17 protein-coding genes and 1 tRNA gene are annotated in these 21,500 nt (G+C 27.1%); 7 read left to right on the forward strand and 11 right to left on the reverse strand.

Annotated features, from left to right (window positions below; all coding sequences use genetic code 4):
• Genes alaS through FOY43_RS01380 form a run of 7 tightly spaced genes read left to right on the forward strand, consistent with a single transcriptional unit; the run spans position 1 to position 6,755 of the window.
• Positions 1 to 2,622 carry an alanine--tRNA ligase gene (gene alaS / locus FOY43_RS01350; RefSeq protein WP_146308776.1) on the forward strand — a complete coding sequence of 874 codons (2,622 nt, stop codon included), beginning with the start codon at positions 1 to 3 and terminating at the stop codon, positions 2,620 to 2,622.
• Entirely contained in the window at positions 2,615 to 3,040 is a 426-nt protein-coding gene (ruvX, locus tag FOY43_RS01355; RefSeq protein ID WP_146308777.1) for a Holliday junction resolvase RuvX, read from the forward strand. The genes alaS and ruvX overlap by 8 nt, the downstream gene beginning before the upstream one ends.
• Before the next feature lie 7 nt (positions 3,041 to 3,047).
• Positions 3,048 to 3,692, forward strand: coding sequence for a BC85_0335 family putative methyltransferase (locus FOY43_RS01360; RefSeq protein ID WP_146308778.1), 645 nt, complete (start codon positions 3,048 to 3,050; stop codon positions 3,690 to 3,692).
• A 47-nt stretch (positions 3,693 to 3,739) separates the two neighbouring features.
• On the forward strand, positions 3,740 to 4,225 hold the full coding sequence (gene greA / locus FOY43_RS01365) for a transcription elongation factor GreA (protein WP_146308779.1): 486 nt from the start codon (positions 3,740 to 3,742) through the stop codon (positions 4,223 to 4,225).
• Positions 4,226 to 4,231: 6 nt separating this feature from the next.
• Positions 4,232 to 4,909: a deoxynucleoside kinase gene (locus FOY43_RS01370; RefSeq protein WP_146308780.1), complete on the forward strand. Its 678-nt coding sequence runs from the start codon at positions 4,232 to 4,234 to the stop codon at positions 4,907 to 4,909.
• Positions 4,902 to 5,813 carry an ABC transporter ATP-binding protein gene (locus FOY43_RS01375; protein WP_146308781.1) on the forward strand — a complete coding sequence of 304 codons (912 nt, stop codon included), beginning with the start codon at positions 4,902 to 4,904 and terminating at the stop codon, positions 5,811 to 5,813. Before FOY43_RS01370 ends, FOY43_RS01375 begins: the two co-directional genes overlap by 8 nt.
• Positions 5,814 to 6,755: an ABC transporter permease gene (locus tag FOY43_RS01380; RefSeq protein ID WP_146308782.1), complete on the forward strand. Its 942-nt coding sequence runs from the start codon at positions 5,814 to 5,816 to the stop codon at positions 6,753 to 6,755. It abuts the gene before it with no gap.
• A gap of 75 nt (positions 6,756 to 6,830) precedes the next feature.
• Here FOY43_RS01380 and FOY43_RS01385 read toward each other — a convergent pair.
• The 11 genes from FOY43_RS01385 to FOY43_RS01435 all read right to left on the reverse strand — a co-directional run bounded on the left by FOY43_RS01385 (position 6,831) and on the right by FOY43_RS01435 (position 21,495).
• Positions 6,831 to 6,915: transfer RNA gene (locus FOY43_RS01385), tRNA-Leu, on the reverse strand.
• 90 nt (positions 6,916 to 7,005) lie between these two features.
• The gene (gene gap / locus FOY43_RS01390) at positions 7,006 to 8,007 is read right to left on the reverse strand and encodes a type I glyceraldehyde-3-phosphate dehydrogenase (protein WP_146308783.1); all 1,002 of its coding nucleotides are present in this window, start codon (positions 8,005 to 8,007) and stop codon (positions 7,006 to 7,008) included.
• 134 nt (positions 8,008 to 8,141) lie between these two features.
• Positions 8,142 to 10,259 carry an OppA family ABC transporter substrate-binding lipoprotein gene (locus FOY43_RS01395; RefSeq protein ID WP_146308784.1) on the reverse strand — a complete coding sequence of 706 codons (2,118 nt, stop codon included), beginning with the start codon at positions 10,257 to 10,259 and terminating at the stop codon, positions 8,142 to 8,144.
• Between the two features lie 6 nt (positions 10,260 to 10,265).
• Positions 10,266 to 11,351: an ABC transporter permease subunit gene (locus tag FOY43_RS01400; RefSeq protein WP_146308785.1), complete on the reverse strand. Its 1,086-nt coding sequence runs from the start codon at positions 11,349 to 11,351 to the stop codon at positions 10,266 to 10,268.
• Positions 11,344 to 12,312 (reverse strand): ABC transporter permease, encoded by a 969-nt coding sequence (locus FOY43_RS01405; protein WP_146308786.1) that lies wholly within the window; start codon positions 12,310 to 12,312, stop codon positions 11,344 to 11,346. Before FOY43_RS01405 ends, FOY43_RS01400 begins: the two co-directional genes overlap by 8 nt.
• A gap of 51 nt (positions 12,313 to 12,363) precedes the next feature.
• Positions 12,364 to 12,627, reverse strand: a complete 264-nt coding sequence (locus FOY43_RS01410; RefSeq protein WP_006886786.1) for an HPr family phosphocarrier protein — start codon at positions 12,625 to 12,627, stop codon at positions 12,364 to 12,366.
• 130 nt (positions 12,628 to 12,757) lie between these two features.
• A complete protein-coding gene (gene lon / locus FOY43_RS01415) occupies positions 12,758 to 15,382 on the reverse strand; it encodes an endopeptidase La (protein WP_146308787.1) in 2,625 nt (874 codons plus the stop codon).
• A gap of 20 nt (positions 15,383 to 15,402) precedes the next feature.
• The gene (locus FOY43_RS01420; RefSeq protein WP_146308788.1) at positions 15,403 to 17,748 is read right to left on the reverse strand and encodes a class I tRNA ligase family protein; all 2,346 of its coding nucleotides are present in this window, start codon (positions 17,746 to 17,748) and stop codon (positions 15,403 to 15,405) included.
• A gap of 7 nt (positions 17,749 to 17,755) precedes the next feature.
• Positions 17,756 to 18,424, reverse strand: coding sequence for an MPN527 family putative ECF transporter permease subunit (locus tag FOY43_RS01425; RefSeq protein ID WP_146308789.1), 669 nt, complete (start codon positions 18,422 to 18,424; stop codon positions 17,756 to 17,758).
• Between the two features lie 143 nt (positions 18,425 to 18,567).
• Positions 18,568 to 18,780, reverse strand: coding sequence for a hypothetical protein (locus FOY43_RS01430; RefSeq protein ID WP_146308790.1), 213 nt, complete (start codon positions 18,778 to 18,780; stop codon positions 18,568 to 18,570).
• 108 nt (positions 18,781 to 18,888) lie between these two features.
• Entirely contained in the window at positions 18,889 to 21,495 is a 2,607-nt protein-coding gene (locus FOY43_RS01435) for a PTS transporter subunit IIABC (RefSeq protein WP_146308791.1), read from the reverse strand.
• Between the last annotated feature and the right edge of the window lie 5 nt (positions 21,496 to 21,500).

The following is a 21,500-nucleotide window of genomic DNA, read 5'->3' on the forward strand; positions in this document are numbered from 1 at the left end:
ATGAATTCAAAAGAAATAAGACAAAGTTGATTAGATTTTTTCAAATCTAAAGATCATTTAGTTGTTGAGAGCAAAAGTTTGATTCCGGTAAATGACCCTTCTCTATTATGAATTAATTCTGGAGTGGCAACTCTTAAAGATTATTTTTCAGGTAAGAAAATACCACCTTCAAAAAGATTAACAAACTCACAAAAATCAATACGTACAAATGATATTGAAAATGTCGGGGTTACCGCAAGACACCATACATTTTTCGAAATGCTTGGTAATTTTTCAATTGGAGATTATTTCAAAAAAGAAGCTATTAGTTTTGCAATTGAATACTTATTAGATGTTTTAAAACTTGATAAAGAAAGACTTTACTTTACATACTACTTTGAAGACATCGAAACTAAGGAATTATGAATGTCACATGGTATTTCCGAAGATAAAATGATTCCTGGTTCAAAAGACACTAACTTCTGAGAAGTTGGTAGCGGACCATGCGGACCAAATACTGAAATTTTTTATGATCGCGGTGAAAAATATGACTCAAGAGGGACTGAATTATTGAAAAACGATATAGAAAATGATAGATATATTGAAATTTGAAATATCGTGTTTTCAACATACAACTCTGATGGTGAAGGAAATTACACTGAATTAAAACAAAAAAATATCGATACAGGTGCTGGTTTTGAAAGACTTGTTTCAATTTTACAGGATGCACCAACTAACTATGATACTGACTTATTTTTACCTATTATCCATGAAATTGAAAAATATACAGAATTTAAATACGACACCAACAATTACTTTATCAAAAATAAAGAACAAGAGTCAATTAATACTAACTTCAAAATCATTGCTGACCATATGAGAACAGTTGTTAATGCAATTGCTGACGGTGCTAGACCTTCAAATGTTGGACGTGGTTACATTTTAAGAAGACTTTTGAGAAGAAGTATTTACAAATCATTTGAATTAAAAATTTCTGAGCAACCATTTTTATTTAATCTCTGTTCAGTTATCAAAAACACTTTACCATTTGAATATGATGAAACTGTAGTTGCGAATGTTATCAAACAAGAAGAATTGCTTTTTGCAAATACAATGGAAAAAGGGCGTCAACTACTAGCTAAACACATCAGTGAAAACACTAAAGAATTTTCTGGTGAATTAGCATTCAAACTTTTTGAAACTTATGGATTCCCAATTGAACTAACTAGTGAAATTCTAAGTCAGAATAATATAACAATTAACATAGATGAATTTAATTCTGCAAAAGAAAAACACGCCGAAGCTTCAAGAGTCCAAAAAGTAAGTGGAATGGAAAAAGCGATAAATGTTTTAGCATTAATTAATTCAAAAATCGATAAGTTCATTGGTTATGAATATACAGACAACCAAACAGAAATTTTAAAATTAATGGATAGCGAAAATTTTGTTTATGAATTTGACGGTATTGGGTATGTTATTTTGAAAGAAACACCATTTTATGCAACTAGTGGTGGACAAAAACATGACCGTGGATTCATGATACAAAATGGAAATAAAATAAAAATTTTAGATGTATTTAAGGATAAATACGGAAATCACATTCACAAAGTTAGTGGTGCGTTAAATAAAGATGATGAAGTGGAATGTCATGTTGATAAGACTATAAGATTAGGTTTAGAAAGAAACCACTCCGGTACTCACTTATTATTCTGTGCATTAAGAAATGTTTTAGGAAACCAAATTGTTCAACTTGGTTCAGACAATAACGAAGAACGTCTTACTTTCGATATGCCTGCTGATGAGAAACCAACAGATAAACAAATTAGAGAAATCGAAAAATTAGTTAGAAGTTATATTAAACGTGATGTAAAGAGAAATTATTTACAAATGACAACTGATGAAGCTAAAAAAATGGGTGCTATTATGACACTTGAAGAAGGTGAATATATGGACCCTAAAAACGTCAGAATTGTTCAGTTTGAAGGAATAACTGCTGACCTTTGCGGTGGAACTCACTTAAGTAATAGTGGTAAACTAGAAAACTTTAAAATTACAAATGTCGATAAAAAAGGTGCAAGAATTTATAGAATAAGAGCTATTTCATCAAACAAATTAGTTGATCAATACTTAGATTCGCAAATTGATGAAATTCTTGAATTATTAAATTCTTCAGTAGCTAAAATTAAAGAATTAGATTCATCTTACAATCTTGAGATAAAAGAAGTTTTTGCTGATAAAGAAGAATACATTGACTATTTAAATAATTTAGTTGAACAAGTAAAAGAGGATTCAAAAGCAATCCAAAAGAAATTGTCTAACATTTCAAGTAATGATTACAATGTTGAAATTGACTTAGAAATAAATGGTACTAGTTTCCTTGTCGTTACCACAGAAAACTCAAATATTGTAAAAAATCTTTCTTCAACATTAAGAGAAGAAAATCCTGATAAGTTAATAATAGTTTATCTAAAAGATACTTTACCATCAGTTATTTCTATCGCGTCTAAAAAATATGATTCAAATCAATTTGCTAAACTAATTTGAGAAAAATTTGATGGAAGAGGTGGTGGAAATCAAATCTTATCAATGGGAAGAATTAATAAAAAATTCAATATAGCTGAACTTTTTACAAAAAATGCGTAAGTTAGCTTTAGATTTAGGTACTAGAACTTGCGGTTTTGCTATATCTGATGAATTAGCTATAATTGCAAGTCCGCTTGAAAATTTTAGATTTGATGAAAATGACTTTGATTCAGCAATTTCAAAAACAATTAATTATCTTGAATCATATAAAAATGTTGATGAAATAATTTTAGGTTTACCACTTCGTTCAAATGGTTCCAAGAGTGAACGAACAATAATGGTAGAAAACTTCAAAAACAAACTTGAATCAAAACTAATTGAAATAAATAAAAAACTACCTATCAAATTTATTAATGAATATGGTTCAACAAAAGATGCTGAAAATATCATGATTCAAGCTGGTTTATCTCGTCAAAAGAGAAAAAAACATAAGGATAAATTAGCTGCTGTAATTATTTTGGAAAGATATTTAAATTAGGAGTTTTATGAAATTAGGATTAATTATTAGTGCTATAGTTGTATTTGTAGTCGGTTTATCTATAGGAATGTTTTTAATTCTTAAAGCAAAAAAAATGCAAAAGAAATTAATCAGTGATTACGACTCAAAAATGCAAGATGAAATAGTTAAAGTTAGAGAAAAATATGGTGAATTACCAGCTTCATTCTCTGAACTATTCCCTTGTAAAATTAATACTTTAGACATTGAGTTCATGATTCAAACAATCTGTAGAAATAATTACGAAAAAAACTTAATTGTTAGTGATGAGTTATATTCATTTGCAACTGCACAAGAAGTTGCTAAAAAATCACTTTATTACATTCCTGAATTTTTTGATGCTGAAAAATGAAATGAAGTGGCTAATAAAACTGGAAACAACATCATTAATTACAAACCAATTGAATATAATGAAGAAAATTTAGATTCTGTGATAGTTTTCAAAGATATCGATCCATTTTCAATTTACAAAAAAATGTATCCGAAATTAAATAAAAATGGAATGATAATTATCAAATACTCTAAAGCAAACAAACAAGGGTTTGTTCTATTAAAAAGTGAATTAGAAAATAATAAAATTCCACATGAATATTCATTTATAAAAACAAAATATTTATTCATCAGAAAAGATTAAAAACATATAAAAGTTAATGGTAAAATAATATTAATTAGGAGGCTAAAATGGCAGCACAAAACCAAAATGATCAAAAAATATATATAGCATTAGAAACACTTGAAAAATATAAAAAAGAATATGAGAATTTAGTAAATGTTGAACGTCCTTTAGTTCAAGAAGCTCTTAAAGAAGCTAGAGCCCAAGGTGACCTTTCTGAAAACGCTGAATATGATGCAGCTAGAGATCGTCAAGCTATGGTTGAATCAAGAATTAGTGAACTTGAAAGTATTATTGACCGTGCAGTTATTATTGAAAATAACTTAAAAGGAAAAGTCGGAATTGGTACAACAGTTACATTCAAAAACTTGAATGACGAAGAGCAAGTTACAGTAACAATCATGGGTTCTCATGATGCTAATCCATTTGAAGGTAAAATTTCAAACGAAAGTCCTTTAGCAGAAGCGTTACTTGATCACAAAATGGGTGATGTAGTTGAGGTTGATGCTCCTGTTAAATATTCTGTTCAAATCTTAAAAATCGAACAACAATAGGATATTATGTTAATCGGAATTAGTGGAATGATAAGTAGTGGTAAAAGCACATTAACGCATAAGTTAGTGGATTTTTATGCTGAGCACTGCTTATTTTTAAATGAATACGAACACGATGATGAAGTATTTAACACCTTTTTAAAATGACTATATGACAGAAAAAATAACATTGGACTTGGTTTTCAAACATATGTTGTAGAAAACCATCTTGCACGTGTAGATGGAATAAATTATAGATTCAATTTACTTGGAATGGATCAAAATAATGAATTTATCTTTTTAGATCGTTTTTGCTTAGAACATTATATTTTTGCTTTAGTTAATTTGAAAACTAGCCAACAAAAAGTATGATTAGCTTACCAAAAAGCTTTTGAAGTAATGGTATCTAAAGAGCAACTACCTGAATTAGTTATTTATTTAGATATAGATTTCGAAATATTTAAGCAAAGAATTATGCAACGTGGTAGAAGAGTTGAAATCAATAATTTTGAAATTAACAAAGAATATTTCAAAGAATTACATGCTACTTATAAAACAATGTTTCTTAAATTAATTGAAAAATACAAATTAAATTGCAAAATAATAAATACAAATAATAAAAACGAAGAAGAAGTATTTAATGAAGCGATAAAAATAATTGAAGAATTTAAGTCATATAAAAAAATGGAGGTTTCCAATGAGTAATATTATTGAAATTAAAGGTTTAACTAAAATTTATGATAAAAAAGTTAGAGCAGTTGATAATATTGATTTCGAAGTTAAGGAAGGAACTCTTTTTAGTTTTTTGGGTTTAAATGGAGCTGGAAAAAGTACAACTATTAATATAATTGCTGGAATTCTTAAGAAAACAAGTGGTAAAGTTATTATTAATGGTTATGATATAGATCAATATCCCGATAAAACAAATGAATATATCGGAATGGTATTTCAAAAATCTGTTTTAGATGGTGAATTAACAGTTTATGAAAATCTATATTTAAGAGGTAAGTTATATTTTAATGACAAAAAAATTCTTAAAGAAAGAATAAATAGTGTAATAGAACAATTTGAACTTACAAGTATCACAAAAAGACAATACAATAAGCTTTCGGGTGGTCAGAAACGTAGAGTCGACATTGCTAGAGCAATGATTCACAAACCGAAAATTTTAATTCTCGATGAGCCAACAACAGGACTTGATCCAATTACTAGAATTTTAGTATGAGATGTTATTAAGAAACAACAAGTTGAAAATAATATGACTATCTTTTTAACTACTCATTATCTTGAAGAAGCTGACGAGTCAGATTATGTTTGCATAATTGATAATGGTGTGATTAAAGTTAAAGGTACTCCTGCTGAACTAAAAAAATCATATTCTAGAACACTTCTAAAACTAACTCCAAAAAATATTGACAGTTTTATAGGAAAAATTAAACAACAATACGATAAATTTAATGACACAATTGTTATCAAATTCAAAACTTTTGAAGAAGCAAACAACTTTTTATTATCTAATGTTAATGAACTTTCGTCGTACGAAGTTATAAAAGGTAATATGGATCAAGTTTTCTTAAATGTAACAAATAAGAAAGTTAGTGAGGTATAAATGAGCGCTTTATTAAGTAGATTATTTAAGATTTTCTTCAAAAGAAAATTATCTGTTATATTCACACTATTAACTCCATTAATCATAATATTTGTCTATATTTTAGTTCTTAAAAGTAACTTTAATAAAAACACTGATGATTTTTTAACTAAACTAACATATAATATGCCGATTGATGATTCTTCATTAAGTTTTATTAAAGATAGAATGTATTCAATGGCCGATCAATTCTTTATCTGTGGACTTCTTGCGACAACTAGTTTTACAATTGCGTTTAGTTTGTGTAAAACAATGATTGATGACAAAGATAAGGAAATCATTAATGATTTTATCTCTACACCAATTAAAAGTTGAAAGATAAGATATTCGTATATTATCTTTAACATTTTGGCTAATTGAATGATTACAACTTTTATTTTCATAATTGCAGTAATTTATATAAGTGCAACAAATTCTATTTTATTTATAAAACCTATTAAACTATTTATTGTATATTTAATTTCACTTCTTGGAGTTATATCTTCATCTTTATTAGCGGTTAATATCTTTTGAAATGTTAAGAAGGATTGAGTGTATTCGGCTGTTTTAATGCCTATTTCAGTAATTTCTGGTTTTGCTATTGGAGCATATATGCCAGTTTCACTTTTTCCAGATTTTATAGAATCAATTTTTAATTTAATTCCAGCTTCTGGATTATCTATATCAATGAGAAATATTATAATGAATGATTCCTTCAATGAAATTATTAACAAGTTGAACGAATTAACAAATAACAATTTTAATAATTCACAAGTATTTGTAAACTTATTTAGTATTAAAGGTAATTTATTCGGAACATATTTTGATTATAAATTGTTCACAATATATGCTTCAATTTTTACAATTTTATTAGGTTTAGGAATTTTGTTATTAGAGATCAAGCACAAGAGAAGAGTTAAGTAATAACTCTTTTTTATTTATTTAAAATAAAAAAGTTTAATACGAGACTTCGTATTAAACCTACGCAATAAGAATTAATGGTGCGCGAGGAGGGACTCGAACCCTCAAGCCGTTAAGCACTAGAGCCTAAATCTAGCGTGTCTGCCAATTTCACCACTCGCGCCAATAAATTTGCAAATTAATTATAGCACTTTTTAGTTTTTATAATAGTAAATAAAAGAAAAACAAGACCGTAGTCTTGTTTATTGAATTATTATTTTAATTTAGCAAAGTAATCAACTGTTCTTACTAATTGACATACGTATGACATTTCGTTGTCATATCATGAGAATAATTTGTATAAGTTTCCGTCTTTTGTAGATTTAACTGATGTTAATTCTGGGTCAAAGATTGAACCGTATGTTGAACCGATAACGTCTGATGAAACGATTGGGTTTGTTTCGTATTTTAATGTTTCGTTAGCAGCTTTAGCAAAAGCAGCGTTGATTTCTTCAACTGTTGGTTGTTTGTCTAATACTAATGTTAAGTCAACAAGTGATCCTGTAATTGTAGGAACACGAACAGCTGAACCATCAAGAATTCCAGCAGCTTCAGGAACTACAAGACCAATAGCTTTAGCAGCACCTGTTGTTGTAGGAACCATGTTTTGAGCAGCAGCTCTAGCTCTACGTAAGTCACGGTGAGGAGCATCTTGAATATTTTGGTCTCCTGTATATGAGTGAATTGTTGTCATAAATCCTGATTTAATTCCAAAGTTGTCTACTAAAACTTTAACAACTGGAGCTAAACAGTTTGTTGTACATGAAGCACCTGAGATAATGTCATCTTGTGCTGTTAATGTTTCGTGGTTTACGTTGTAAACGATTGTTTTAACATCGCTTCCAGCTGGAGCTGAAATAACAACTTTTTTAGCACCAGCTTTTAAGTGTTTTGAAGCTCCTTCACGTTTTACGAATCTTCCTGTACATTCTAAAACAAGGTCGATTCCTAATTCACCTCATGGTAAGTTTTCAGGATCTTTTTCAGCGAAAACTTTAATTTCGTTTCCGTTTAAGAATAATGAATCTCCTTCAACTTTAACATCAGCTTTTAATTCACCAAAAGCTGTATCGAATTTTAATAAGTGTGCTAATGTTTTAGCATCTGTTAAGTCGTTAACAGCAACAACTACTAAATCCTTGTTGTTTAATTCAACTAAACGACGTAAAACTAATCTTCCAATTCTTCCGAATCCGTTAATTGCAATTTTTTTCATTGGATATACCTTTCTAATTTAATAAATATATTTATTTGTATAGATTTATACATAGATATTATATAGTTTTCATTGAATATAAGTCTGAAGTTTTATCTATTGGAAAACTATTATGGTAATAATAACAAGATAATTTATCTTATTCGAATTGATTGAAAATGTTCATAACCCAAATCATTAACTGGTTTAATATAATCATTTTGGACTATTTCATATGAAAAATTATTTATGTTTGTCGAGCAAGTTGGATTAATAAAGGAGTTAAAAATCATATCTAATTCACTTATTAATTTTGCCTTTTCTAGTGAACTAAGAGTTTTTATAAATTCAAAAAGCAATTCATTAAAATTCTCTTGTTTGTCTTGAATAAATTTGTTAAAGTGAGATAGTATTTCACATTTTGAACTTATATCTGATCTTTGGACAAATATTTTAATTGCATCAAGATCATAATTTTTTATTAATTCACCATAAGAATCATTAATGTATTCAATATTTAAGAATTTTATAAATGAATTATATTGTTTAAAATATGTTTCTTCAACTTCAACAAATTTGACATCAAGGCGCTTATTTAGATTATTGATATTTTGTTCAATATTTTTATAAATTTTCTTAATTATAGATGAATTAGTTCTTAAATACGGAATTGTAAATGAGATCTTTTCATCAAACTGTAAATTGACTTCATCTATCAATTTATTTATCTCAGTTTTTATAAAATCATAATTAGGTGATTTTAATAATTGTTCATAATCAATAAGTAAATCTGAATTATCGTAATATTTGTAATCTATAGGATTCGCTGTTATAACTTCTTTTAAATTTCTGCTGAAAATATATTGTTGATTTACTCAAGTATATGCATCTGAAAGTTTTTTATATGAAGAATTACCTTCAGAAATATCTGTAGATGGATTAGATTGACTTAATCAATAATCATTGTTTGTTGCTAGTTTTATAAACTGTTGGACATTAATTGAATTAATTAAATAATTTCTAAATAAAATCGATTTTGTATCACTAAAAACAAAATTCTTAATATTATGTTCTATTAATTTTTCGATTTCACTTCCATAAACAAGTTTTGAAAAAGCATTATTAAAATCAAACTTTTTATTAGAATCGAATTCATAATTCAATACTAGTTTATTAATGTTTGAATTAGAAATATCATTTAGTTTAGGTTGAAGACCATAAATAGAACTGTTGTTTTTAATATTTTCTATTTGAGAACTATTAAAAATATTTAAGTTAGCTTCACTAACCAATGCTTGTCTAAAACTTTTAAAAGTTTGCAATCTAAAAGTTTCATCATCTAGTGGTGTTGATTTAAAATTTAACAATATTTTAGTTAGGGTATTTTTTGAATCGTTAAATTCTTGATCTGGAGAATTAAAATTTTTGATAAAAATTTGTTGTTCTATAGTGTTTTTGTTCAATATATAACTACTTAAAAATAACATTTCATCTAAATTTGGATTAAACTGATCAATTACAATATTTTTATCTTTTAGCATCGATGTTGAAACGGGATTAAAAATCATATTCTTTATCATTTGCTCAAATATAAAATTTCCAGCTAAATTATTTTTAGAATTCAGAACTAACATTTCATTCTCAATTTCAAATGAAATAGCATATTCTTCAAGTAATTTATTTATTTCTTTTTTATTAGCTTCTTTACTGAAATTTATAATAAAGTCTTCTGCCCTTAATTTGTAGTTTGTTTTGTTTCCTGATTTATCAACGTAATTAATGTCTTTGATTATGAATTTAATTTTTTTTGCTTTATTTAAGTTCGAAATAAATTTTTCATTATTAATAGAAAAAATGTCGCTACTTGTTAATTTTATGATCGGTTCATTTTTATTTGATTGATTAAAGTCGCTGTAATAACTGTTATTATAAACTTGTGTTGTATCATCATCAAATTCCAAGATCAAGGCATCAATTAGATTAAGTTTTAAATATTTTTTAGTGGATTGTTTAACCTCATTATTAACATTGTCATAAATCATTTTATCATAGTAGTTATATGAAATTATGGGTGCAAAAAGTAGCGACTCAGTATCGTTATCGATTTTATTGAAAGTATTTAACTCTAATTTTGATGTTAAAAAATAGTTTTCCTTATTGAAACTTTTTATATAGATGCTTTTGTCTTTAATTTCACCAATATATTGACATGAAACAAATGGAATGGAAGAGACTAAAAGTGGTGAAAAAAATAAGTATTTTTTTAATTTCATATTCTCCTATCTTATAACTACTTTTGAACAAATATATAAATTTATAGTTAATATTTTAAGAACAACTATATAAAAACAAACACCGAAAATTACTAAAGTTGTTAAATAATAATCATTAAAATTATCAAGAATATACTTGAATAGATTACCAATATTTAAACTCTCTTTGATACCTTGAACATTAAAGAAACTTACGCTTGATAAAATTAATATCGCTACAGTAAATTGATCACAAATCAAACTAATAGATTTATTCAAAACTCTCGGTAATATAATATTAAAAATAATTTTCGATTCACTATAACCATTAACTTTGTATGCATCAATCAAAAGATTATTTTTCAGTTCTTTAGTATCTGGATAAGCACTAAAGAAAAATACAGGAATCAATATTATGCTTAATATAACTACTGCTAATCAATGTTGATAACCAAAAATATTAAAAAGTATAATTGAAATCAATGTTGATGGAATTAGAGAAATGGTTGAAATAAATAATTTATCAACCGATACATTGAAATTACACTTAAATGCTAAAAACACTCCCAATGAATTCCCAATTAGAAGTGCTATAAAACAACTAATTAAGGAAATCAAAATCGTTAAACCGAAGCTATTTATAAAAATTGAATAATTATCATAACCTTCTTGATTAGTTCCGAATCATGGAATGAACTTAATTATTTCAAAATTATTATTTTCTATCGAAAGTGCATTAATGACTTTATATGGATTATATGTTAATGAAACTAAATTTTCAGCGTAAATTGTATTTACAATTTCTACTTTATTTTCTGAAGCTAGTTTTAAAATTAATTGATATTCACTATCATAATTAAAACTTTTTGTTATATAGGGATTGAAAACATTTGGTAAATTATAAGAAAGATGACTATTTAAAATTACCTGATTATATTTGTATGGATAAAAAAGTAAACTTAATATCAACCAAATAAAAAATAAAGTTAATAAAATAGTGAAAATTAAGTTTATTTTCTTTGAAAAAAACCTAACAAAAAATCTACTATTATCTTGATTTATTATGTTTTTTAATTCTTCTTTATTTGAGGACAACTTAAATAGGTTATTCATAGTTACCTCCAATTTTATTAATGAAAAAATTCTTTTTTATTATCTTAAATGATTTTAAGCTTTTAGAAAAAGGGTTTAAAAATTGGATTAATAAATCTAAAATAAATTGCAGTGAAAATATAATCAATGTTGTAAAGAAAATTAAAAACATTATTAAATCAATCTCACTCATTCTAAAACCATTCAGTAGTATTAGTGACTGTCCAGGAATTTGAAACAATCTTTCAATAATCAATGAAAAAGCAATATTTACAGTTAAAGATGGAACTATAAAGTCTACTAAATTAATAAATGAATTTTTAAAAATATAACTTAAAAATATTTTTGTTTTACTTAATCCACATGTTCTAGCATTTGTTATAAAATCTTTATAAATAAGATCTAAAACTACTGTTTTGGTTGGTAAAGCTATAACACTTGTAGTTAAGACTGTTAGAACGATAATTGGTGTAATTAATGAAGTGAGAGTTATTGTAGAATTAATTAATGATGGCTCTATAAATATCGTTGGTGCATCAATTGATTCGATGAAATTGATTATAAAGGGAATTATTATAAAAATAGGTATAGATGAGATTATAAAAAGAATTATTTGTGTAACAATCTCATGGAATTTACTATTATTGTAGGCCATATAAACACCAATGAAATAACCTAAAAATAAACCTAAGATGAAACTAACAAAAACAATAATGGAAGTTCATGAAAAATAATAGAAAAATAAATTTGGAACATTTTTGTATTCGTTATTTAGTATTTCATTTTTTATTGATCCAAACTTAAATGTTAAAATATCACATCAATAATTTATTAGCTGATTTAAAAGAGAAAAATCCTCAGATGTTTCTGAAGAATTATTTGGTGAAATTAATGTAATGAATAAATAAAAAATATTTAAGATTATAAATACAAGCAATATAAAAATAAATACTTTTAGAATTAGTTCCTTAATTACCTTCACATATTCCTTTTATTTTTTAAAAAAAGTCGCTAAAATAGCGACATGAACAAATTAAATTAAATTGTTTGTTTTTAATGCATTTTCAATTGCGGCAATTGCGTCGTTTTCGTCTTCACCAGATACTTTAAAAGTAACTTGTGCACCAAATTTAACACCTAAAGCCATAATATTCATTATTGATTTTAAGTTTGCTTCACGTCCACCAACTAAAAGTTTTGAATCTGATTTAAATTTAGATGCAGTACCTACAAGAATTGTTGCAGGTCTAGCGTGTAATCCAATAGGATCTGCAATTGTACATGTAAATTCTTTCATTTTCACCTCCAACTTATTTTACTAATAATTGATATAAGAAATATTAACTAGTTAGTCTTATATAATTTTAGCATAAATATATAAAATTTAATCTAAATTGAACTATTTTATAAATCAAAAACAAAAAATATTAATTTTTATTTTTTGAATTTTCTTTATGTATTTTTGGTTCTTTACCCATAAAAATTACTTCATAAATTTCTTCATAATTTTTAACAGGAATATAATTGATTTCTGACTTAATTTCATCAGGAATATCTTGAAGATTTTTTACATTAGCATCTGGTATAAATATGTTTTTGATTTTTCTTTGTGTAGCTGCAAATGATTTTTCTTTTAAACCACCAATTTCAAGAACTTTACCTCTTAAAGTAATTTCACCAGTCATTCCATAATCTGTAGGAACCGATCTCTTAGATAAAGCAGATATTATAGCAGTTGTAAATGTAACCCCTGCACTTGGTCCATCCTTAGGAACTGCACCTTCTGGAACATGGATGTGAATTGTATTATTTTCAAAATCAAAATCATTAATATTAAATTTTTCAGCATTTGCTCTAACATATGTAAGAGCTATTTGTGCTGATTCTTGCATAACATCTTTAAGTTGACCAGTTAGCTTAATTTCACCTTTTCCTGGATAGGTAGTCACTTCTATTTGTAAAGTCGAACCACCATATGAAGTATATGCTAAACCATTTACAATTCCAGCCACTTCATTTGTTTCAACTTCTTCATCTTTAAATTTAATAACACCTAACATTTCAGTGATTTCTTTTGTTGTGATATTAAATTTAGTCAATTTAGGATCATCAAGAACTTTAACAACAATTTTTCGAGCTAATTTGTCTAAAATTCTCTTTAGACCTCTTACCCCGGCTTCAATTGTATAATGTTTAATTATGTATCTTAAGTTTTCATCACTAATTATAAATTGATCTTTGGTTAATGAAGCTTGTTCGATAACTTTAGGAATCAAGTGATTTTTGGCAATTTGAATTTTTTCATTGATTGTATATGGACTCAATTCAATTATTTCAACACGATCTAAAAGTGGTGCTGGAATATCTTCGTAATAATTTGCAGTTGCTATAAAAATAACTTTAGATAAGTCATATTCATGTTCTAAATAGTGATCTTGAAAGTTTGTGTTTTGTTCTGGATCAAGAACTTCAAGCATTGCACTTGCTGGATCACCTTTCATATCCGAAGCCATTTTATCGATTTCATCAAGTAAAACTAATGGATTAGAAACACCAGATTTCGAAATACCTTTAATAATCTTACCAGGCATAGCTCCAACATATGTTCTTCTATGACCTCTAATTTCACTTTCATCATGAACACCACCAAGAGAAATTTTTACAAATTTCTTAACTAAAGCTTCACTAATTGCTTTTGCCAATGATGTTTTACCTGTACCTGGTGGACCAACTAAAGTAAGTATTGGAACATTATTAAATGTTTTGTTTTCTTCTTTTCTATTTGATTCATTTTTTTCTTTGAATAAATTTAAATCAATTTGTTGATTATCATCTAAATCAATCATTGTTCCTTTTTTAGCAGGATTATTATTTCTGTTATTGATCATAACAGCAAGATATTCAACTATTCTTTCCTTAACTTCTTTAAGACCATAGTGATATTTATCTAAAACTTTTCTTGCTCTATTAATGTCTAAAACGTCTTTCTCAACTCTTCTTCAAGGCAATTGTTTAAGAGTTTCAATGTATGTTTTTGAAATATTCGCATCTGGGCTTGCTGGCATCATTTGAGAATATCTATTTTCTTCATATTTTATGATCTTAATAACAGATTCAGGATAAATTTTTCTTAATTTTTTATCTTCAAGATCTTTTGAAAATTTATCAAAGTTCTCGGTTCCGTCAATTTCATCAAGTGTACCTTTAATAATTTTCATTTTCTCTCTTAACATGTACTCTTTTTGGTGTTGACTAAGAGATAAATTAATTTTTTCATTAATTTCATTTTCTAATTCAAGGTTTTTGGCCATTGAAGTTAAAAAATTACCAATATTGTTGATTTTAGAAGAAACATCAAAAGACATGAAGTAATCCATCTTTTTAAATGTTCCAAACTTCTCTTTTGTAAAACTAAAGATTAAAGAAATCATTCCTTTATTTTCTTTAATACTTTTTTCACTAAGCCCGTCTTCCGCTTGCAATTTAATGATTTCATCATAAGTAAAAGTTTTTTTAGTTAATGGATTTTTCATAAAAATTGATTCACCCATTTTTTCAAATGCTAATGTTCCACTTAAAATACTACTATTACTGTAGTCTAATTCAGAATAATTACTATTAGTTAAGTTTTCATCTTCATCAGAAAATACAACTAAAAGATAATCTTCTCTTTCTGATGGTGCGGTGTTTTCAAGAAGTTCTTTTTTCATTTCTTCAGTATATGAACTGGATAAAAGTTCTAGTTGTTTTTCAAAACTTTTTTTATTGCTTGAGCAGAATGAGTGTGCTCTTGCTTTTCTTATACCTCTAAAAACTAAGTAGTGTTTACCATTTTCTTCAAAAGTTCTGATAAATTTAGCATATAAACAATAAGGAGCGATATTGTAATTTTCTTCTCCTTTATATCTATAAATTATTGCAATTCTATTATTTTTTTCAGCACTCAAAGTTTTTAGTGCATCTAAATTATCTTCGTCAACTTCAATCATGCTTACTACACCAGGAAGTGTAACTTCATCTTCGAATGTGACAAAATATTTCAGTATATTCATATTAATTTACTCCATTCTATTTATTTGATTACAAAGTTAACTAATTTATTTGGTACAAAAATTTCTTTAACAATTTCTTTGTCCTCAAGTCATTTTGCAACTTCTAATTTAGCTAATTTAATAATTTCTTCTTTTGAAAGATTTTTATCTACCGTTATTTCAGCTCTTGCTTTACCGTTTATTGTAATTCCATAGCTTACTTCATCGGTTTCAAGTGCTTTTTTATCTATATTAAAATCATATAAATTTTTTAATTCAAAAAATTCATTTGAAAGTTCTCATGCTAAATGAGGGATGAAAGGTTCTAGAATATTTAATGTTACATAGAAATATTCTTTAATCAATAATGGATTTGAAACGTTAGAGTAAGAATTAAATGTTTCCATCGCTCAAGAAATCAAAGTATTGAAAGCAAATTCATTTTTAGGTTCTTCAAAAATTTCTTTACTTTTCTTTAAACCTTCATAAAGTTTTCTTCTAGCTTGTTTTTCTTCTCTAGTTAATTTAGTTGTATTTATATCTTTTATGTCGTCAGTTTTGTTTATTTCAAAACTTCTTTCATACAACTTACGAATAAATTTAAAACAACCTACAACTCCACTATCAAGTCATTCAAGTTCTTTTTGAGGAGGAGCTGCAAAAAGTATAAACAATCTAGTGGTATCAGCACCAAATTTTTGAATCATTTCATTTGGATCTACTGTATTACCCTTAGATTTAGACATTTTCGAACCATCTTTTAATACCATCCCTTGAGTTAAAAGATTATCAAAAGGCTCTGCGAAATCAATCAAGCCTAAATCTCTAAGTGCTTTAGCAAAAAATCTAGCATAAAGCAAGTGTAAAATAGCATGTTCAATACCACCTATATATTGGTCAACACTATTTCAGTATTTAATTGATTGTTCATCAAACATTTTTTCATCTCTTAAGTGAGGCGGTGTTGTGTATCTTAAAAAGTATCAACTAGATTCAAAGAAAGTATCTAAAGTATCTGTTTCTCTATGTGCATTTTTACCACATTTAGGACATTTTGTTTCAATTCATGATTGATTAGTTTCAAGTGGATTACCATTACCTGTAAATTTAACATCATATGGTAGTGTTATTGGTAAATGTTCAATTTTAACTGGATTTACACTACATTCAGCACATTTGACAAGCGGAATAGGGGTTCCTCAATATCTTTGCCTTGAAATTCCTCAGTCTCTTAAATTATATCTAGTTGTTTTTGGATAATTAATTTGCTGAGAAATAACTTCTTTTCCTAAGTCAATCTTCAGATTGTTAGATATTATAAATTTTTGATCTCTTTCAACAGTAAATGAACTTAGAACAGCTTCCTCTTCGACATTAAATGAAGCAAAATCAGTAATATAAATTGGCAGGATAACACCACTAATTGGATGTATTGCAAAAAGTTTAGTATCAACTAAAATATTTTCACCAAATGTTTTTGTATTTACATTTGAGATAATTCTGTCGCATAACAATTTTTCATCATCGCTAAAATAATTTATTAAAATTAATTTCTTCGCAAGTGCAGAATTAACATTAAGCGAAATAAATGACGCATTATTAATAATTAATTCTTTTTCTTCAAAAAGAGATATTTTTTCAAATTCATAATTCACTATTTTCTTAGATTCTTCGGTGAATTCAAACACTAATTCATATCCTATTTTCTTACCAATTCAATTTTTTTGCATTGCAATTACTTGTTTAGGTCATCTGCCTTCTAGCAAGTCAAGATCATTTAGAAGTTCTTCAGCATAATCAGTTATTTTTAAGTAATATTGTTCCATTTCTTTTTTACTTACAACTGAATCACAACGTCAACATTGATTATTAATAACTTGTTCATTTGCTAAAACCGTATTATCCACTTCACAGTAATTTAAGAGTGTTTTCTTTTTATAAATTAATCCTTTTTCTCAAAGTTTTATAAAAATATTTTGTTCTCATTTAGTATAAATCTCATCAGCAGTTATACATTCATAGTCTCAAGCAAAAGACATTCCTAACTTTTTAATTTGATTATCCATTGATTCAATATTTTGATAGGTTCAATTTCTAGGATGAATTTGATGTTTGATAGCTGCATTTTCTGCAGGTAAACCAAAAGCGTCTCAACCAAATGGGTGGAGAACATTAAAACCTTTTCTTCTGTAATATCTAGCAATTACATCACCAAGGGAATAGTTTCTAACGTGCCCCATATGTAAATTGCCGCTAGGGTAAGGAAACATACTTAAAATGTACTTTTTAGGTAATTTAAAGTCATTTTTAGGTTCAAAATTTTTGTTTTTTTCCCATCTATCTTGTCATTTTTTTTCAATTAATTCAAAGTTATATTCGTTTTGCATAATGCTCCTAATACTTTGTTTCTTTGTGTAATTTTATGAAATTCTTTATAAATCCAGTTTTATGTTCTCAAATTATAACTGGTAAAGAAATGATAAAAATTATTAAGCCATTAAATAAGTTAAAACTTAAATATATAGCCAAGGATCCTAAGAAATAATTATTTATACCTAGGAAATAACCTTTAAATTTGCTTTGATAGTTCTCAAGCAATAAACTTAAACTTGGTCTTTCTAATAACTTAAAACTATAAAAGTATAATGAGTTAAAAATAAATGTGTTCAATAAACTCATCACTAATGAAGTGATAAGTATTGAAAAAACAAAACTTATAATCGTTTTAAGTACAAAATTAATATCCCTTTTTCTAAAGATTTTCATAAATAATAAATAAGTAAATATAAATGTTAAATTAGAAATCAATAGAATCACATTGCCAATTAGATTGGTGAGTAAATCTGTATCACCAGTTACAAAAACCTTCAGCAAGAACCTTAAAAAAATTAATACAAACCCATCAACAATATTTATGTTAACAAAGAAAATAAATATAAAGATTGTAGTTAATTCAACTGTGAAAAAACTTATTTTTAGAAATTTTGATATAAAATCAAAAATCAAAACTAAAGCTAAGAATATGCTCAATATCGCAATTCTAAAAATTATGATTTTTTTCAATGTCCAACCCCTTATATTCTTATATTTTATAATTTATTTTAAATTTGAATAATAATTTTTAAAAAATTAATTTTTAATCTAAAAAACATAAAAAAATTTACTTTTTGTAAATCTATTGTTCGCTAAAGTTTGCTTATAATTCACTATTTTATCGCTATAAAAACCATAAAAATTATCAATATTATAAAAATAATCAAAACAAACATCAAAGCTAGTCAACCAAAAATGTTTCTTTTCACATTAATTAAATATGATTTCTTTTCAATACCTAGTTTAGTGATTATTTTTTGATTTTCTTCTCTCATTTGGTTGATTTTTTCAGTTGAAATTTCTTCTTTTTTACCTTCTTTTTTCATTTTAATACCTATGTTTATATATTTTACCATTTATTTAAGTGTATTTGAATATGTTTTAATACTTTGAAGATAATATAAAATGCAAATGTTAAACATTTGCACCTTTTATTATTTTACAGTTGCAACTTTTGTGTTTGAAGTTGACACTTTAAGACCAAATTTAGTCTCAACATTTGTTTTACTTGATTCAGGTAAAATAACCATTACTAAGTCACTTTTTAGGTTTTGACTTCTAATTAGATTTAAGTTTACTTTAGCTAATTTATCACCAGCTTTAACTTTATCACCAACTTGAACAAAACTTTCAAAACCTTCACCATTAAGTTTAACAGTATCAATCCCAATGTGCAATAAAGCACAAACATTATCATCGCTTTTGACTACATAAGCATGTTTTGTACCAAACACCATTGCAACCTCACCATCAAATGGAGCGAATATAGTCGCATTTTCTTTAGCGCTGAATTCTACAACAAAACCATCTCCACTTAATTTTTCACTAAAGACACCATCATTTAAAGTAGATAATTCTTTAATTTCTCCAATAGCAGGAGCGAACACTTCGGTAATTTCCGTTTCTAATGATGTTGCATTCTTTTCTTTTTCGACATTAATTGGTTTAACATCTTTATTTTTTTCTAAGTAGTCTTTAATTTTTTCTCTTTGAGATTTAATTAAAGCGTTTAACTGCTCTGCTTTAGGTCCGAAAATTGCTTGCACGTGGTTGTTTCCTTCCACTTTTACTCCAGCAGCACCAGCAGCCTTAAGTGCTTCTTGATTAACTTTTGAAGCATCAACAACATCATAACGTAAACGAGAAGCACAGTTATTAAATGCTGTAATATTATCGATTCCGCCATAAGCAGCTACAACTGCTAAAGCAACAGGATCGATATTTTTAGCATCTTTTTTGTTTATAAAATCTGCTTTTGTAAATAATTTTGTATTTGAACCTCTACCAGGAGTTTCTATATTAAATTTCTTAATAAAGAATAAGAAACCAAAGAAGTAAATTGGAACATAGAATAAACCAACTACTAAAGTTCATCAGAAATGAGTTCCTTTAGCAACAGGGATAATTCCATAAATTAATAAGTCTAATAATCCACCAGAGAATGCCATTCCAACGTGAACTCCCAAAAGATTTGCAATCATGAATGATAGAGCACAGAAGAACGCGTGGAATCCTCAGAATAAATATGGAGCTAAAAATAGGAAAGTAAATTCAATAGGTTCAGTAACTCCAGTAACTAAAGCTGTAACTCCAGCAGGGATGACTGTACCAAGAGTAACTTTTCTGTTTTCTTTTGGCGCAGCCATTACCATAGCAAATGCTGCTGCTGGAAGTCCAAAAATCATAAATGAGAATTTTCCGTCAAGGAAACGACCTATTTTCATTCCTAATTCATTACTTATAAAGTCATAAAGTGGAATAGAAAATGCTTTTCCATTTAGTACATAATCAATTGTGTTGTATTTAAAACCAACTAGTGAGAGAGCAGCGGTTGAATCACCAACATATTTATTTGGTTCGTTTTGTACTACTTTAATTAGTTCGCGTAAACTTTCTCCTGCAACTAATCCTTCTTGACTTGCAAATGCTTGTAATGGTCCATTTATTTCACCACCAGCATTAGTATATCATAATGGAGCATAGAAAGCGTGGTGAAGACCAAATGGCACAAGTGCTCTCTCTAAGTATCCGAAGATAAAAGATTCAAATCCATATGGTACTTTACCTAAAAAATTCCCAAATCAGTTTAGTGCTACTCCTATTCATGGCCAAACAAATAAGAATAATAAAGCTAATAAGGCACTAGCGGGTATTGTGATAATCGAAACAAATCTTTTACCACCAAAGAATGATAAAACAGATGGAAGTTGAATAGTATAGAATCTGTTGTATAGATATTGAACAAGAAGACCAACAGCAATACCACCAAAAGCTGAAGTTTGTAATGATTTTGTACCAATAGTGGTTCCAACCACATTAGCCAAAGCTTCAGGGTTTCTTCCAAGTCCCTCAAATAAAATTTTATATCCAACGAATTGTTTTTGAATTAGAATAATTTCATTTGAAACACTTGAAGAAATTGTAATTTTATCTCCATCAAGTAAAATACTTAAACCTTCAACGGTAACTTTGTTATTGTTAGCATCAAAAACTAATCCACCGTTGGTTATCACAGTAGTACCATCAATAGTAAGTGTACCACTGTTATATAAGATTTCTTTTCCATTAATTAGTAAGTTATTTTCCGGTGAAAATGAAACTCATTTGTTAGCAAGTTCACTTCCATTACCTTTCATAACCATATATTGGTCAATATTAGTTTCTCAAATAAATACTGATTGAACAGCGTTGAAAACTAAATAACCAATAACAGCAGCAAAAACTCCTACTCCAGCTTCATCTGTGAAGGAGATAACAAACGCTGCAGCAAATAATAATGGTAAAGCACTAAAAACTGGATCACCAAATTGTTTTATTAGATCACCAATGGCTTGAAGTGCAAAAATATTTGCATCAGAACCGATTGTCCCAATTGTTGAACCAACACCAAGAAACAATCCAGCAATAGCCATAACTGAAATAGGTAGCATAAACGCACCAGAAACTTTAGACAAAATTTTTCTAGCTTTTCCGCTATCACTATTATCAAGAGATTTTTTAGGCTTTTCTTTTTTGCCTTTTAAAATTTTTGTTAATTGCATAATTC

Source organism: Mycoplasma anserisalpingitidis (assembly GCF_007858495.1).
Classification (GTDB): Bacteria; Bacillota_I; Bacilli_A; order Mycoplasmatales; family Metamycoplasmataceae; genus Mycoplasmopsis; species Mycoplasmopsis anserisalpingitidis_A.